The sequence below is a fragment of the Bacillus infantis genome (genome assembly GCF_008180445.1).
Classification (GTDB): Bacteria; Bacillota; Bacilli; order Bacillales; family Cytobacillaceae; genus Bacillus_AB; species Bacillus_AB infantis_B.
Genome location: NZ_VTER01000019.1, coordinates 16,143 through 31,611 on the forward strand (window position 1 = coordinate 16,143; position 15,469 = coordinate 31,611).

The window sequence follows — 15,469 nt, forward strand, 5'->3', positions numbered from 1 at the left end:
GTCCGTCCGAATTCAGGTTTAGCTGGCACGCAAGGCACATGTGCAGGGGCATTTGCATAGTTTATGAAAGAACCAGAAGCGATTAGACCAGCTCGGCACAGGAGCTTAATGGAGTGACGCCAGTGAGCATTAACCTTATGGATATTGTAGGAAGGGTTTCATATAACTGTGACATCATGTTTCGGGTGATCGATATACGTGAAGAAGAAGGCCGGAAGCTCGCGGTTCTGTATGGAGAGGATATCAGGCTGATAGCGGATGCGCCTTATGAAGATCTGATTGTGATCAACCAGTCAGAGCGGATGAAGATGTCGAGGCAGTATCAGTCCCTTGAGGAACAGTCTTATAATCTGTTCAGGCAGGATGTGAGCCTCCTGAAGCAGAAGCAGGAATACGAAGCAACCGGCGCATACAGCAAGCCGTTCAATTATTTTCAGATCCCGGGCAGGGTGCTTCATCTGGACGGTGATCCGTCCTATTTAAAGAAATGCCTTTCCCTATATGAGAAGATCGGTGTCCCGGTAACCGGGATTCACTGCAATGAAAAAGAGATGCCGAGTAAAATAGGGCAGCTCATCGACTATTACAGGCCGGATATCCTGGTCATCACAGGGCATGATGCCTACTCAAAGGCAAAAGGCAAGGTGACCGATATCAATGCTTACCGCCATTCCAAGCATTTTGTCCAGACGGTCAGGGAAGCGCGGAGAAAGATTCCCCATCTGGATCAGCTGGTCATATTTGCAGGGGCTTGCCAGTCGCATTTTGAATCCCTGATCCACGCAGGGGCCAATTTTGCAAGCTCGCCATCACGTGTCAATATACATGCCCTTGATCCCGTCTATATTGTGGCTAAAATCAGTTTTACGCCTTTTATGGAGCGGATTAATGTATGGGACGTCCTCCGAAATACGCTGACAGGCGAAAAAGGGCTTGGCGGGATAGAGACAAAAGGTGTGCTCCGGACGGGCATGCCGTTTAATAAAGGAGCGGAATAAGGGGAATAAGCCGGCATAAGAGCGGGCTTATTTTTTTGTTCAGGCACTGTCATGGCATTTGCTGAAGTCAGGCAGGACAGGCTTTTGCCAGCTCTGTTTTCAGGCTGTCCCAATGATAAGCAGCAAGGTTTTCCTGTCTTATTCATATTTGGCACATAATTCGCTTATTTTAGGGAATGATAAAAATGTTGAAAAATAGGATAAAAAGTAGACGAAAATATATTGACAATCTTTTTTAAAGACTGTTATAATTTATGTTTTTATTTGACTCTACTGTGTCAGTGTGATATACTTTACATAGTGAGGTGGACCGAATGGCAAAAACATTAACGGACATAAAAAAGGCTCTTGATTCAAATTTGGGGAAAAGGCTTTTGCTTAAAGCCAATGGCGGGCGCAGGAAGACGATTGAACGTTCAGGCGTACTGGCAGAAACATATCCCTCTGTATTTGTGATTGAACTTGATCAGGATGAAAATGCATTCGAACGCGTATCTTACAGTTATGCAGATGTTTTAACAGAAACGGTTCAAATTACCTTCTACGAAGACGCATCAGGACATATGGCTTTAAGCTGATATATATCCTTTTCTAAAAAGCAGGGGCGGCAAAACGATTTTTGCCGCCCCTGCTTTTTAATTTGCTCCCGCAGAAACAGTCAAATATAGGTTTGCATGGGCGGGCCTGATGCTGCCTACAATAAAAATACCGCAATGCTTAAAAAGGGGATGTTGCATTGAGCAGGAGAAAAGGCGTCATGTCAGAGGGCTTCAAGGAAGAACTGGCGAAAGAGCTCGGCTTCTATGATGTTGTCCAGAAGGAAGGCTGGGGAGGCATCCGGGCGAAGGATGCCGGCAATATGGTCAAACTGGCGATAGAAAAAGCACAGCAGAGCCTCCTTCAGTAAAAAATGATGTTCACTGCTTCAAGCTTGAAACCAAACAGCTGCATTTGCGGGCCCGGGGGCTAACCCCGGGTTTTTTGCGTCGAAGGGGCCTCCCAAGGCCCTTCCAGACCGCTCATTCTGCCTTTTCTCTTTCCCATTCGCATGGTAAAATTACTTATTTGTTGAAGAATGTCTGATTCGAACGTCTTACAAGCCCTGTTTTGTGGTAAAATAGGACAAAAACTGAGACGTTGAAATGAGCAGAAGTAGGTGGGTATTTTGAAGCTTTTAGTAAAGGCGCCGGCTAAGATCAATTTATCGCTGGATGTATTATATAAACGGCCGGATGGCTACCATGAGGTGGAGATGATCATGACGACGATCGATCTTGCCGACCGCCTTGAATTGACTGAATTGAAGAAAGACGAAATCAGGATCATTTCCCATAACCGGTTTGTGCCTGATGACCAGCGGAATCTCGCGTACCAGGCGGCATCCCTGCTGAAGGAGCGGTTCAAGGTAAAGCAGGGAGTGGCCATTACGATAGAAAAGACCATTCCGGTCGCGGCAGGGCTTGCCGGCGGCAGCAGCGACGCAGCAGCAGCCCTGAGAGGCTTGAATAAGCTGTGGGGGCTCGGCCTTTCACTGGATGAGCTTGCAGAGATCGGAGCGGAAATAGGCTCGGATGTATCTTTCTGTGTCTATGGCGGTACTGCGCTGGCGACGGGGCGGGGAGAAATGATCAAGCATCTGCCGGCACCGCCGACATGCTGGGTGATCCTCGCGAAGCCATTCATCGGGGTATCGACTGCGGATGTATACAGGCGCCTTGATCTGAAAGGGATCCATCATCCAAATACCGCGGGCATGGTAGAGGCGATCAAGGATGGCGATTACAGCAGCGTATGCGAAAATGTCGGGAATGTACTGGAAGATGTGACGCTCAATCTTTATCCCGAAGTCGCACAAATCAAGGATCAGATGAAAAGGTTCGGAGCGGATGCTGTGCTGATGAGCGGATCGGGGCCAACGGTGTTCGGCCTTGTTCACCATGATTCAAGAATGCACCGGATTTATAACGGCCTGAAAGGCTTCTGTGACCAGGTTTTCGCGGTACGAATGCTGGGTGATCAGCATAAGCTTGATTAAATCCGTATATTAGTGGTATATTATCGTTAATTATTCGGATTCCGGAGGTTTCGTAATGATGAAGTTTCGCCGCAGCGAGCGCTTAATAGATATGACGAATTATCTGCTGGAGCATCCCCGGCAGCTGGTGTCCCTCACTTTCTTTGCCGACCGTTACGGCTCTGCCAAATCTTCGATCAGCGAAGACCTGGCCATTATAAAAGAGACATTCGAACAGCGGGGGATCGGCACCCTTCAGACGGTGCCGGGTGCAGCCGGTGGGGTGAAATACTCTGTAAAGGTAAGCGATGATGAGGCACGCCCTTTTATAAGCGGGCTTTGTGAGGTCATTGCGAGCCCGGAAAGGCTCCTGCCGGGAGGCTATCTGTATATGACAGACATCCTCGGCGATCCGGCGATTGTCCAGAAGGCGGGAAGAGTCTTTGCCTCTGCTTTTGCCGATGCTGATATCGATGTAGTCATGACCGTGGCAACAAAAGGGATCCCGCTTGCCTACGCTGTCGGGGCATACTTGAATGTGCCGGTCGTGATCGTCAGGAGAGACAGCAGGGTGACAGAAGGATCGACAGTGAGCATCAACTATGTTTCAGGGTCAGCCAAGCGCATCCAGACGATGGTGCTTTCGAAAAGAAGCCTGGAAGAAGGATCGAAGGTGCTGATTGTCGATGATTTTATGAAAGCAGGCGGTACGGTCAACGGCATGATCAGCATGCTGGAGGAATTCAAGGCACATGTTGCCGGGATTGCGGTCCTGGTGGAAGCAGAAAAAGCTGAAGAACGACTTGTTGATGAATATTTATCTCTTGTCCAGCTTGCAGATGTGGATGTCAAAGAGAAGAAAATCAATGTGACAGAGGGAAACTATTTCAGGCATAAGAACGGATAAAGGTGGGGAAAGCCATGAAAAAAGTTCATACAGAGATGGCTCCGGCTGCAATCGGACCATACTCACAGGGAATTGTCGTAAACAATATGTTTTACAGCTCAGGCCAGATTCCATTGACTGCCGGGGGCATCATGTTGGATGGCAATGTCAAGGAGCAGACGCACCAGGTGTTCAAGAACCTCCAGGCTGTACTGAAGGAAGCGGGTGCTTCGCTGGAAACGGTCGTAAAGGCGACGGTCTTCATCAAGGATATGAATGACTTTGCGGAGATCAACGAAGTGTATGGAGAATATTTCGGAGAGCACAAGCCGGCCCGTTCCTGTGTCGAGGTAGCAAGGCTGCCAAAAGATGCATTGGTTGAAATTGAAGTAATAGCGCTCGTTAAATAAACGGGGGCTTTTTTTTGCCTCTAAATATTTTCTGAATTACCTGTAAATTTAGGCGGTTTGTACTGCAATGCAGGGTCCGCATTTGCTGTAAGCGCCTCCTTTTGTTTCCTTTTCCCCAGAGCATGGGAAAAAACCAAAAAAAAATTCCCATTTAAGAAGGAGAATTGGAAAATTTGTTGAATTATTAAAATTAGAATTTATTTACTAGTAAAGGTGGTGAACCAAATGGAGGTAACTGACGTAAGATTGCGCCGTGTAAACACAGATGGACGGATGAGAGCAATTGCTTCTATTACTTTAGACCATGAGTTTGTTGTTCATGATATCCGTGTCATTGACGGCAATAATGGCCTATTTGTCGCAATGCCAAGTAAACGTACACCTGATGGAGAGTTCCGTGATATCGCTCACCCGATCAATTCCGGAACGCGCGGCAAGATCCAAGAAGCTGTTTTGGCAGAATATCACCGCTTAGGCGAATTAGAAGTTGAATTTGAAGAAGCCGGAGCTTCTTAAGTATAATTGCAACGAGGGCCTACTTCATTAGTCAGGCTCTTTTTTATGGCTATTTTTACTGCCTGTTCCTTATTATTGCCTTTCCCCTGCAAGACCCCTGCTTAAACCATCCTTCTCAAATAATTTCCTTCCCAGAAAATCTTCCTTATGACAAAAATATGTACTTTGGCAACATTCCTTGAAATGAAAGGCTTTTTGAGATATATTCTTAATGGATAAAAAGGTAAATTGGAGGCCTGTAAATGTCTACACGTTTCGCGGTAATTTTAGCCGCAGGCCAAGGGACACGCATGAAGTCAAAGCTTTATAAAGTGCTTCATCCCGTTTGCGGCAAACCAATGGTTCAGCATGTTGTGGATCAAGTATCGAATCTTCATATAGAAAAAATCGTCACCATCATCGGGCATGGCGCCGAACTTGTCAAATCCCAGCTGGGTGATGCAAGCAGCTATGCGCTTCAGGAGGAACAGCTCGGCACAGCCCATGCTGTCATGCAGGCTAAGGATGCCCTTGAAGGTAAAGAGGGTGTGACCATCGTTGTATGCGGGGATACACCCCTCATCAAGGCAGAAACAATGGAGGCGCTCTTCCGCCATCATGAGGAAACTGGAGCAAAAGCAACCATCCTTACTGCCATTGCCCCTGATCCTGCAGGATATGGAAGAATTGTACGGAATGAAGAGGGGCATGTCGAGAAAATCGTCGAGCATAAGGATGCGACAGAGCAGGAGAGAAACATCACAGAAATCAACACAGGTACATACTGCTTTGATAACGCAGCGCTTTTCCGTGCCCTGAACAATGTCAGCAATGACAATGTCCAAGGAGAGTATTACCTGCCTGATGTCATAGAAATCCTGAAAACTGAAGGTGAGACGGTATCAGCCTTCGCAACAGGCGATTTCGATGAGTCACTGGGCGTCAATGACCGTGTTGCCCTTTCTCAGGCAGAACGCATCATGAAAAGGCGCATTAATGAGAAGCATATGAGAAACGGTGTGTCGCTGATCGATCCTGAACAGACGTATATCAGCCCTGAAGCGGTGATCGGCCAGGATACAGTCATCTATCCGGGAACAGTCATCCAGGGGGCTGCGGTGATCGGCTCAGAATGCGTGATCGGCCCCAACACGGAAATCAAGGACTGTACAATTGGGGACACCACTGTTATCAGGCATTCTGTCGCCCATGACAGCAGCATCGGCAGTGGTGTAGCGATTGGGCCGTTTGCCCATATCCGTCCTCAGTCAGATATCCATGATGAAGTGAAGGTCGGCAATTTCGTTGAAATCAAGAAGTCTGTTTTCGGCAAAGGAAGCAAGGCATCCCACCTGAGTTATATTGGGGATGCGGAAGTCGGAAGCGATGTGAACCTCGGCTGCGGCTCAATCACAGTCAATTATGACGGGAAAAACAAATTCCTGACAAAAATCGAAGACGGTGCATTCATTGGCTGCAACTCCAATCTGGTTGCACCTGTAACGGTCGGAAAAGGCGCGTATGTAGCGGCCGGCTCTACCATCACGGAAGATGTGCCTGGAGAAGCACTGGCAGTGGCCCGTGCAAGGCAGACGAATAAAGAAGATTATGTGAGCAAGCTTAATAACAAGAAATAATAGTGATAAAAAGCTAATGGAGGTTAACATGTCGAACCAGTATTTAGATCCAAACTTGAAGGTGTTTTCCCTGAATTCGAATCGTGATCTGGCATCGGAAATTGCAAAGGTTATCGGAGTGGAGCTTGGAAAGTGCTCTGTTACACGTTTTAGTGATGGAGAGATCCAGATTAACATCGAGGAAAGCATCAGGGGCTGTGATGTATTCGTGATCCAGTCCACAAGCTCTCCTGTAAACGAGCACTTGATGGAGCTTCTGATCATGATTGACGCACTGAAGAGGGCTTCTGCCAAGACAATCAACATTGTTATGCCTTACTACGGCTATGCACGCCAGGACCGCAAGGCGAGAGCCCGTGAACCGATCACGGCCAAGCTTGCAGCCAACCTGCTTGAAACGGCAGGGGCGACGCGTGTCATCACGCTGGATCTTCATGCGCCGCAAATCCAGGGCTTCTTCGATATCCCGATCGACCATCTGATGGGTGTGCCGATTTTGGCCGATTATTTCGGGAACAAAGATCTGGATGGCGATATTGTCATCGTATCACCGGACCATGGCGGAGTAACCCGCGCACGCAAGCTTGCTGAGCGCCTGAAGGCTCCGATCGCCATCATCGACAAGCGCCGTCCTAAGCCGAATGTGGCGGAAGTCATGAATATCGTCGGAAATATCGACGGCAAGATTGCGATCCTTATCGATGACATAATCGATACGGCCGGCACGATCACCCTTGCTGCGAATGCCCTGATTGAAAATGGCGCGAAGGAAGTCTATGCGTGCTGCACACATCCTGTGCTGTCAGGGCCGGCTATCGAGCGGATTCAGAACTCAAATATTAAAGAACTGGCTGTCACAAACTCCATTGCTTTGCCTGAAGAAAAGAAAATCGCAAAAGTCAGGGAGCTGTCTGTAGCCCCTCTTATCGGGGAAGCGATCATCCGCGTCCACGAGGAGCAATCTGTCAGCACTCTGTTCGATTAATTCAGCAGTACAAGAGGCTTGCCGCAGGGCAAGCCTTTTATGCTATACTCATGTTATAAAAACAGCTTGCAGGCAAATGTGTTTAAAACATCTCCATTTAGGGCATTTTTAAAAAGATAAGTATGCAGTCCATTTGCATGGTTCATTTTAATTACACCTTAAATTGAGGAAGGGGACGTTTTTTATGAGCACTGTACTTCAAGCCAAAGAACGAAAAGAATTCCGCAATTCCAATCTGACGCAGCTGCGCAATGAGGGTAATATTCCTGGTGTTGTTTATGGGAATAAAATCGAAAGCAAAGCAATTTACCTGAATGGCCCTGATTTTATCAAAACAATCCGGGAAACAGGCAGGAATGCTGTTTTTTCTCTTGATGTAGAAGGCACCAGGCATGATGTGGTGCTGAGCGACTATCAGGCGGACCCTTTGAAAAATGAAATCACCCACCTGGACTTCAGGGCGGTTGATATGTCGCAGGAAATCACGGCAGAGGTGAGGATCGAGCTGGTCGGCGATGCTGCAGGCGTGAAAGACGGCGGAGTCCTTCAGCAGCCTGTCCATGAGTTATCTGTATCGGCCAAGCCGAATGACATTCCGCAGAACGTAGAAGTAAACATAGCAGATCTCCAGGTCGGAGAAAGCATTACGGCCGCAGATATTAAAGCGGGCCGCGGCTTCACGATCAATACGGATGATGAAACAGTCATTGCTTCCATCCTTGCGCCAAGGCAGGAAGAGGAAATAAGCACAGGCGAAGAGCAGGAGCCTGGCATCCCTGAGAATCAGGAAGGCCGGGAAACTGACGCAAACGAAGAGTAAACAATAAAGGGTCTGGCCCGCTCTGGTCAGACCTTTTCTTACGTTGATAGGCGGAGGTAATAAGACATGAAATTGTTTGTAGGGCTGGGGAACCCAGGGAAAGAGTATGAAAAAACAAGGCATAACATCGGATTTGATGTTATCGACAGGCTGTCCGGGAAGCTGAATATCCCTTTGGACCAGGCAAAGTTCAAGGGTGTGTTCGGCATGGGGCGCGTCGATGGAGAAAAGGTATTCCTTCTAAAGCCGCTTACATATATGAATCTGTCTGGAGAATCGATCAGGCAGCTGATGGACTATTATGACATTGACACAGAAGATCTGGCTGTCATCTATGATGATCTTGATTTGCCGCCGGGGAAAATCCGGCTCAGGCAGAAGGGCAGCGCAGGCGGCCATAATGGCATCAAATCAACAATTGCGCACACAGGCACACAGGAATTCAGCCGCATCCGGGTCGGGATCGGGCGCCCTGAAGGCGGGATGAAGGTGACTGATTATGTGCTCGGCCGTTTTACAGCAGAAGAGCAGAAGGTCATGGATGAGGCGGCAGACCGCTCGGCTGATGCCTGCATAGACTGGATCAGGAAGCCTTTCCTCGAGGTCATGAATCAATATAACCAATCTTAGCTTTTCATTATTTCATTTGGCCTTACATATGATAAAGTTAAGTTAGCGTTTTCCGCTGCAGACAGTAAGTGAATAAGATTCCTTCCCGGGGCAATACTAGCAATAACAATTGTTAGACAGGGAGGGACAGGCATGGCACTTCATTATCATTGCCGCCATTGCGGCATGAAGATGGGAACGCTGGATAACATGTCAATGCATGCAGAAAGCCTTGGGTTCCATAAATTGAATGAAGAAGAACGCCAGGATATGATTCTCTATGGGTCATCCGGGGATATACACATAACATCGATCTGCGAGGATTGCCAGGAATCACTGGAAAGAAATCCTGATTACCATCAGAACGATTACCTTATTCATTAAAAAGCTTTGGACGGACACTCCAAAGCGTTTTTCTGTTTTCATATGCACACATAACGACTTAGGACGAGAGGAGGGGTTGCCATGCTAGGATTAAAACAGCTTTTCACCCGGCAGGATGATATCAAGACAGTCATCACCGGAGTGAACGGGGGGCTGAAAGAGCAGCTGGTGGCCGGACTGACCGGCTCGGCACGGACGCTTTTCCTTGCCTCTATATATGAGCAGACAAAAAAGCCTATGCTGGTTGTAACTCACAATCTTTTACAAGCACAGAAATTATATGATGATATTGTCAATCTGATAGGCGAGGATGATGTATATCTTTATCCCGCCAATGAACTGATTGCATCGGAGCTGAGCATTGCAAGCCCCGAGCTGAGGGCGCAGAGAATCGACGCGCTCAACCATTGGAGCGGAAAGGGCACCGGCATTGTCATTATCCCTATGGCCGGGATGAGGAAGGTGCTTCCGCCTCCTTCCCTTTGGAAGAAGCGCCAGCTGATAATGAAGCTTGGCGATGATATAGAAATAGAGGAACAGCTTCTTGAGTTTGTCAAAATGGGCTACAACCGAACTGATATGGTGTCATCCCCGGGAGAATTCAGCGTCAGGGGCGGCATCCTGGATATCTATCCGCTGACCGAAGCGGATCCGATCAGGATTGAGCTGTTTGACACCGAAATTGACAGCATCCGTTCTTTTTCCCTGGAAGACCAGCGCTCGAAAGAAAAGCTGAAGCAGGTCCATATCGGCCCTGCAACCGAGAATCCTTTTGAGGATGAGCATTATGAGAGGGTATATGAGAAGCTGGAAAAAGGCCTTTCAGCCAGTCTGAAAAAGCTGAAGGATGAAAAGGCAAAAGAGCTGCTGGCCCAGAACATCGGGTATGAACTGGAGCAGCTCCGGAACAGGCAAAGGCCTGAGCAGATGTTCAAATACCTCTCCTATGCTTATGAATCCAATAATAGTTTGCTAGATTACCTTCCGCAGGATGGGCTGATTTTTATCGATGAAATCAGCAGGGTCCAGGAGATGAATGAGTCCCTTGAAAAAGAGGAGGCAGAATGGTATACAAGCCTGCTTGGCGAAGGAAAAATCGTCCATGACGTCAGGATTTCCCACAGCCTGAAGGAATTCATCGGCCGGTCATATCAGCCGATTGTTTACATGTCCCTGTTCTTGAGGCATGTCCCGAATACGAATCCGCAGAATATCATCAATGTCTCCTGCAGGCAGATGCAGAACTTCCACGGCCAGCTGAATGTGCTGAAAAGCGAGCTGGAACGCTGGAGGAAGAGCGGCTTCTCTGTTTTGTTCCTCGGCCCTGACATGGCCCGGGTCAAGAAGCTTCAAAGCGTTTTGGCCGACTATGAAATTGAGGCTGCTGTCATCGAGCCTGATAAAGAAGTGCTGAAGGGCAAGTTCCAGATCACGGAAGGAAGCCTGCAGACAGGCTTTGAACTGCCGATCCAGAAAATTGCCGTCATCACGGAAGAAGAGCTTTTCAACAAGAAAACAGCCAAGCGGTCACCGCGCAGGCAGAAGCTTTCGAATGCTGAAAGAATCAAAAGCTATTCAGAGCTTAAAATCGGCGATTATGTTGTCCATGTGAATCACGGAATCGGCAAATATCTTGGCATTGAAACACTTGAGATCAATGGCCTTCATAAGGATTATCTGAATATCCGTTATTCAGGCAGCGACCAGCTGTATGTGCCGGTCGATCAGATTGACCTTGTCCAGAAGTATGTAGGGTCTGAAGGCAAAGAGCCGAAGATCTATAAGCTTGGCGGCAATGACTGGAAGCGTGTCAAGAAGAAGGTTGAAAGCTCTGTCCAGGATATAGCGGACGATCTGATCAAACTGTACGCCGAGAGGGAGGCATCGAAAGGTTATGCATTCTCTCCTGACGGAGACATGCAGCGCGAATTCGAGTTGTCCTTCCCTTACCAGGAAACAGAGGACCAGCTGAGGTCCATTCATGAAATCAAGCTGGATATGGAAAAAGAGCGGCCGATGGACCGCCTTCTGTGCGGCGATGTCGGCTACGGGAAAACTGAGGTGGCGATCAGGGCTGCCTTTAAGGCAATTGCGGACGGCAAACAGGTGGCCATCCTTGTGCCGACAACGATCCTTGCCCAGCAGCACTACCAGACAATGAGAGAAAGGTTCCAGGAATACCCTGTTGAGATCGGGCTCTTAAGCCGCTTCCGGACAAAGAAGCAGCAGACCGAGACCGTTAAAGGCCTCAAAAATGGAACCGTCGATATTGTTGTCGGGACGCACCGTCTGCTCTCAAAGGAAATCATCTATAAAGACCTCGGACTGCTCGTCATTGATGAAGAGCAGCGGTTCGGCGTCACTCATAAAGAAAAAATCAAACAGCTTAAAACGAATGTCGATGTCCTGACGCTGACTGCGACACCGATTCCGCGGACCCTGCATATGTCTATGCTCGGTGTGAGGGACTTGTCTGTCATCGAGACGCCGCCGGAGAACAGGTTCCCGGTTCAGACATATGTAATGGAATACAATGGCGGACTTGTCCGGGAAGCCATCGAACGGGAGATGGCTCGGGGCGGCCAGGTGTATTTCCTGTATAACCGTGTCGAGGATATCGAACGGAAGGCAGAGGAAATCTCCATGCTTGTCCCTGATGCCAAGGTGGTCGCTGCGCATGGCCAAATGACGGAAAATGAGCTCGAATCCGTTATGCTGAGCTTCCTTGAAGGAGAAGCGGATGTCCTTGTCAGTACGACGATTATTGAAACGGGAGTGGATATCCCGAATGTGAATACCTTGATTGTATTTGATGCTGACCGGATGGGGCTCTCCCAGCTCTACCAGCTGAGGGGAAGGGTCGGCCGTTCGAACAGGGTCGCTTATGCCTATTTCACCTACCGGAAAGACAAAGTCCTGACAGAAGTGGCGGAAAAGCGTCTCCAGGCCATCAAGGAGTTCACAGAGCTCGGGTCAGGCTTCAAAATTGCCATGCGGGACCTTTCCATCAGGGGCGCCGGCAATCTGCTCGGTTCACAGCAGCATGGATTCATCGACTCCGTCGGCTTCGATCTGTACTCCCAGATGCTCAAAGAGGCCATTGAAGAACGAAAGGAAAATCCGGAAACTTATAAAAAGCCTTCTGTGGAAATCGATCTTGAAATCGACGCCTACATCCCAGATGCCTATCTGGCGGATGGAAACCAGAAAATTGAAATGTATAAAAGGTTCCGCGGCATCGACTCGATGGATGAGATCGAAGGGCTGAAGGAAGAAATGACAGACAGATTCGGGGATTATCCGGATGAGGTCGCTTACCTGTTCCAGGTCGCCGAGATGAAGGTCCATGCCCAGGAGGCCGGTGTAGAGCTTATCAAACAGTCCAAGGCTGAAGTGCTGATTCTCTTGTCTGAGGAGGCAAGCTCTCTGATCGATGGACAGAAAATCTTCCAGGAAAGCACCAAACATGGACGGATGGTCGGCCTCGGCATGGAGGGCAAGAAGCTGAAGATGGTCATCCAGACGAAGGGTTACAGTACAGATAAATGGCTTAACACCGCCTATGATATGATCCTTGGGATCGATAAAGCCAAAAAGAAGCAGCAAAATCCAATATCGTAAAGTAATGGAAAAGTTCCTGTCACCTAAATGAAATGAGAAAAGTGTTTAATTAGAGTAGACAAGGGTATTTCAAATGGTAAGGATTTTTATACTGGAATGTTTATCCTATTAAGGAAATGTTATCACCGGAGAGAAAAAATATTTGCAAGTGTATAGAACTTTCCATATGAAAGATACTAAGTTCAAACATGGAGAAGATTTCAACAAAAGGAAGCAGAAATCTACTCCTGCTAAAAATCATCAGATGAAAGTGAGGCAACGCAGGATGAAAGCAACTGGTATAGTTCGTCGTATCGATGATTTGGGTCGTGTAGTAATCCCGAAGGAAATCCGCAGGACACTGCGAATTCGTGAAGGTGACCCGCTGGAAATATTTGTGGACCGCGATGGTGAAGTCATCTTAAAGAAGTACTCGCCAATCAGCGAATTAAGCGATTTTGCAAAAGAATATGCAGAAGCTCTGTATGACAGCCTTGGAAACCCGGTCCTGATTTGTGACAGGGATACATTTATCGCAACGGCAGGCGGATCAAAAAAGGATTATCTGAACAAAAACATCAGTGATCTGCTGGAAAAAACAATGGAAGACAGAACTTCTGTCCTCGTCAACACTCAAGGTGAGTATGCCCTTGCAGATGGAAATGAGGAAACCCTTTCTGCTTATACAATCGGTCCGATCATTGCCAATGGCGATCCGATAGGGGCAGTCATCATTTATGCGAAGGAAGACTCGCTTGGTGATGTAGAACAGAAGGCTGTAGAAACGGCAGCTGGATTCTTGGCAAGGCAGATGGAGTCCTAATACCAATATTGAATCTTATAGAGATGAAAAGGGGCAGCCTGGCTGCCTTTTTTCTATGGAAAAAATGAAAATGAATGCTTCAAAGCTATTTGTTTTATGACAGACGGGTAACGAAACAAGGTTAATGCGCTATCATCCCATCCTGCGGCCAATAGTTATGCTATAATACTTTTCGAATTCATTATTGGAAGGAGATGGGCAATGAAGCCCGCTAATCAATCAGGAGATCTGTTCAAAGGAGCCCTGATCCTTGCAGCTGCCGCTTTGATCACAAAGGTTTTGAGCGCAGTTTACAGAGTCCCCTTCCAGAATATCGTAGGGGATGTCGGCTTTTATATTTACCAGCAGGTATATCCTTTTTACGGGATTGCCATCGTGCTGTCTACATACGGTTTTCCGGTCGTGATTTCAAAGCTTTATGCTGAGCAGGCAAAGAGCAGGAAAGAAGCTCTTCAGCTGCTGGCGGCCTCCGGTCTTTTCCTTTTGGCCATTGGCCTGGCTGCTTTCTTGATAATGTTTGCCGGGGCAGATTGGATTGCTTCGCAAATGGGAGATCCAAAGCTGGGTATCCTTTTAAGGACTCTTTCACCAGCCTTCCTTCTTCTGCCGGCGACAGCTCTGCTCAGGGGGTATTTCCAGGGCCGGGGCGACATGCTGCCGACTGCTGTTTCCCAGGTGGGAGAGCAGTCCATCCGTGTGGCGACCATTTTGGCTGCTGCGTTCATCCTCATGAAAGAAGGAGCATCACTATATACAGCCGGCAGCGGGGCCATTTTCGGTTCAGTGACAGGAGGCATTGCTTCTGCAGCCATCCTTTCCTACTTTTTCTGGCGTGTGATAAAAAAGGAAGCAGCTGGGGCAGCGGGTATTGGACTGAGTGGAAAAGCAGTCCTGAAGACGATGAAAACCATCGCTCTGCAGGGTGCGGCCATCAGTGCGGCTTCTATGCTGCTCATCCTTTTGCAGCTGGCTGATTCCTTGAATCTGTATTCCCTCCTTGTGTCAGGAGGGCTGGAAGCGGAAGAGGCGAAGAGGCTGAAAGGGATTTATGACAGGGGCCAGCCGCTCATACAGCTTGGGACCGTTATTGCCACCTCAATGTCGCTTTCGCTTGTTCCGCTCATCACAGCTGAAAAACTGAAAAACAATCAGAAGTTCCTTGCTGAAAAGGCAGGCCTAGCCCTCCGTGTCAGCCTGCTCTTCGGGACAGGTGCGGCCTTCGGATTATGGGCCATTATCAAGCCGGTCAATATCATGCTGTTTGAGAATGCGGAAGGATCAGAAGTGCTCTCAGTGCTGAGTCTGTTCATATTCTTTGCCTCGATCATCATGACCCTGGCGGCCATTCTGCAGGGGCTGGGCCACACCTTTTTCCCGGCTGTGATAATTATCGGAGGCTTCGGGATAAAATATATCCTTAACATGCTGCTTGTGCCGGCTGCAGGGACGATGGGAGCGGCTATTGCTGCATGTGCAGCGCTCGCCGTCGTGCTGCTTGCCCTGCTCGCCAGAATCCGCTTCTTATTGCGGCAGCCTTTAGTGCCGGGCCGCTTCATCCTGGGGCTCGGAACAGCAGCCGCCGTCATGCTGCTGTATTTGAAGGCCTACCTGCTGGCAGCGGGATCTTTGGCAGGGGAAGGGCGCCTTGCGGCCGGCCTTATAGCTTTAAGTGCAGCTGCAACAGGCGGAATTGTATTCATGCTTTTAGCTTTAAAAGGAGAGACTTTTAGAAAAGAAGAAATCAGCATGCTGCCTTTTGGAAGCAAGCTGGGCTATTTGCTGCCCGGCAGGAACAGGAGATGATTTGA

15 protein-coding genes are annotated in these 15,469 nt (G+C 48.4%); all 15 read left to right on the forward strand.

The genetic code is table 11. The features are described from left to right. Window positions 1–122 precede the first annotated feature (122 nt). The 15 genes from yabG to FZD51_RS24295 all read left to right on the forward strand — a co-directional run bounded on the left by yabG (window position 123) and on the right by FZD51_RS24295 (window position 15,464). On the forward strand, window positions 123–998 hold the full coding sequence (gene yabG / locus FZD51_RS24225) for a sporulation peptidase YabG (RefSeq protein ID WP_022543205.1): 876 nt from the start codon (window positions 123–125) through the stop codon (window positions 996–998). A 314-nt stretch (window positions 999–1,312) separates the two neighbouring features. Further along, entirely contained in the window at window positions 1,313–1,576 is a 264-nt protein-coding gene (veg, locus tag FZD51_RS24230) for a biofilm formation stimulator Veg (RefSeq protein ID WP_009796178.1), read from the forward strand. A gap of 158 nt (window positions 1,577–1,734) precedes the next feature. Continuing rightward, window positions 1,735–1,905 (forward strand): small, acid-soluble spore protein, alpha/beta type, encoded by a 171-nt coding sequence (locus FZD51_RS24235; RefSeq protein WP_148977031.1) that lies wholly within the window; start codon window positions 1,735–1,737, stop codon window positions 1,903–1,905. A gap of 258 nt (window positions 1,906–2,163) precedes the next feature. Then, window positions 2,164–3,033 carry a 4-(cytidine 5'-diphospho)-2-C-methyl-D-erythritol kinase gene (ispE, locus tag FZD51_RS24240; protein WP_009796175.1) on the forward strand — a complete coding sequence of 290 codons (870 nt, stop codon included), beginning with the start codon at window positions 2,164–2,166 and terminating at the stop codon, window positions 3,031–3,033. Window positions 3,034–3,091: 58 nt separating this feature from the next. After that, window positions 3,092–3,919: a pur operon repressor gene (purR, locus tag FZD51_RS24245; protein ID WP_035403610.1), complete on the forward strand. Its 828-nt coding sequence runs from the start codon at window positions 3,092–3,094 to the stop codon at window positions 3,917–3,919. Window positions 3,920–3,933: 14 nt separating this feature from the next. After that, the gene (ridA, locus tag FZD51_RS24250; protein WP_148977032.1) at window positions 3,934–4,308 is read left to right on the forward strand and encodes a 2-iminobutanoate/2-iminopropanoate deaminase; all 375 of its coding nucleotides are present in this window, start codon (window positions 3,934–3,936) and stop codon (window positions 4,306–4,308) included. A gap of 225 nt (window positions 4,309–4,533) precedes the next feature. Next, window positions 4,534–4,824, forward strand: coding sequence for a septation regulator SpoVG (gene spoVG / locus FZD51_RS24255; RefSeq protein ID WP_009336662.1), 291 nt, complete (start codon window positions 4,534–4,536; stop codon window positions 4,822–4,824). Window positions 4,825–5,066: 242 nt separating this feature from the next. Continuing rightward, on the forward strand, window positions 5,067–6,440 hold the full coding sequence (glmU, locus tag FZD51_RS24260) for a bifunctional UDP-N-acetylglucosamine diphosphorylase/glucosamine-1-phosphate N-acetyltransferase GlmU (protein WP_148977033.1): 1,374 nt from the start codon (window positions 5,067–5,069) through the stop codon (window positions 6,438–6,440). Between the two features lie 28 nt (window positions 6,441–6,468). Further along, window positions 6,469–7,425: a ribose-phosphate diphosphokinase gene (locus FZD51_RS24265; RefSeq protein ID WP_009796168.1), complete on the forward strand. Its 957-nt coding sequence runs from the start codon at window positions 6,469–6,471 to the stop codon at window positions 7,423–7,425. Window positions 7,426–7,609: 184 nt separating this feature from the next. Next, entirely contained in the window at window positions 7,610–8,245 is a 636-nt protein-coding gene (locus FZD51_RS24270; protein WP_148977034.1) for a 50S ribosomal protein L25/general stress protein Ctc, read from the forward strand. Window positions 8,246–8,311: 66 nt separating this feature from the next. Next, entirely contained in the window at window positions 8,312–8,875 is a 564-nt protein-coding gene (gene pth, locus FZD51_RS24275) for an aminoacyl-tRNA hydrolase (RefSeq protein WP_148977035.1), read from the forward strand. A 132-nt stretch (window positions 8,876–9,007) separates the two neighbouring features. Beyond that, a complete protein-coding gene (locus tag FZD51_RS24280; protein ID WP_148977036.1) occupies window positions 9,008–9,238 on the forward strand; it encodes an anti-sigma-F factor Fin in 231 nt (76 codons plus the stop codon). An 81-nt stretch (window positions 9,239–9,319) separates the two neighbouring features. Beyond that, a complete protein-coding gene (gene mfd / locus FZD51_RS24285; protein ID WP_148977037.1) occupies window positions 9,320–12,859 on the forward strand; it encodes a transcription-repair coupling factor in 3,540 nt (1,179 codons plus the stop codon). Between the two features lie 265 nt (window positions 12,860–13,124). After that, window positions 13,125–13,661, forward strand: a complete 537-nt coding sequence (spoVT, locus tag FZD51_RS24290) for a stage V sporulation protein T (RefSeq protein ID WP_148977038.1) — start codon at window positions 13,125–13,127, stop codon at window positions 13,659–13,661. Window positions 13,662–13,862: 201 nt separating this feature from the next. Then, complete coding sequence (locus tag FZD51_RS24295) at window positions 13,863–15,464, forward strand: putative polysaccharide biosynthesis protein (RefSeq protein ID WP_148977039.1); 1,602 nt, start codon at window positions 13,863–13,865, stop codon at window positions 15,462–15,464. The last annotated feature ends 5 nt before the right edge of the window (window positions 15,465–15,469 follow it).

What these genes read in the sequence shown, in the direction of transcription:
- veg (WP_009796178.1), top strand. Translation starts at nt 1,313, where the DNA reads ATGGCAAAAACATTAACGGACATAAAAAAGGCTCTTGATTCAAATTTG.
- purR (WP_035403610.1), top strand. Translation starts at nt 3,092, where the DNA reads ATGAAGTTTCGCCGCAGCGAGCGCTTAATAGATATGACGAATTATCTG.
- ridA (WP_148977032.1), top strand. Translation starts at nt 3,934, where the DNA reads ATGAAAAAAGTTCATACAGAGATGGCTCCGGCTGCAATCGGACCATAC.
- spoVG (WP_009336662.1), top strand. Translation starts at nt 4,534, where the DNA reads ATGGAGGTAACTGACGTAAGATTGCGCCGTGTAAACACAGATGGACGG.
- glmU (WP_148977033.1), top strand. Translation starts at nt 5,067, where the DNA reads ATGTCTACACGTTTCGCGGTAATTTTAGCCGCAGGCCAAGGGACACGC.
- FZD51_RS24265 (WP_009796168.1), top strand. Translation starts at nt 6,469, where the DNA reads ATGTCGAACCAGTATTTAGATCCAAACTTGAAGGTGTTTTCCCTGAAT.
- FZD51_RS24270 (WP_148977034.1), top strand. Translation starts at nt 7,610, where the DNA reads ATGAGCACTGTACTTCAAGCCAAAGAACGAAAAGAATTCCGCAATTCC.
- pth (WP_148977035.1), top strand. Translation starts at nt 8,312, where the DNA reads ATGAAATTGTTTGTAGGGCTGGGGAACCCAGGGAAAGAGTATGAAAAA.
- FZD51_RS24280 (WP_148977036.1), top strand. Translation starts at nt 9,008, where the DNA reads ATGGCACTTCATTATCATTGCCGCCATTGCGGCATGAAGATGGGAACG.
- mfd (WP_148977037.1), top strand. Translation starts at nt 9,320, where the DNA reads ATGCTAGGATTAAAACAGCTTTTCACCCGGCAGGATGATATCAAGACA.
- spoVT (WP_148977038.1), top strand. Translation starts at nt 13,125, where the DNA reads ATGAAAGCAACTGGTATAGTTCGTCGTATCGATGATTTGGGTCGTGTA.
- FZD51_RS24295 (WP_148977039.1), top strand. Translation starts at nt 13,863, where the DNA reads ATGAAGCCCGCTAATCAATCAGGAGATCTGTTCAAAGGAGCCCTGATC.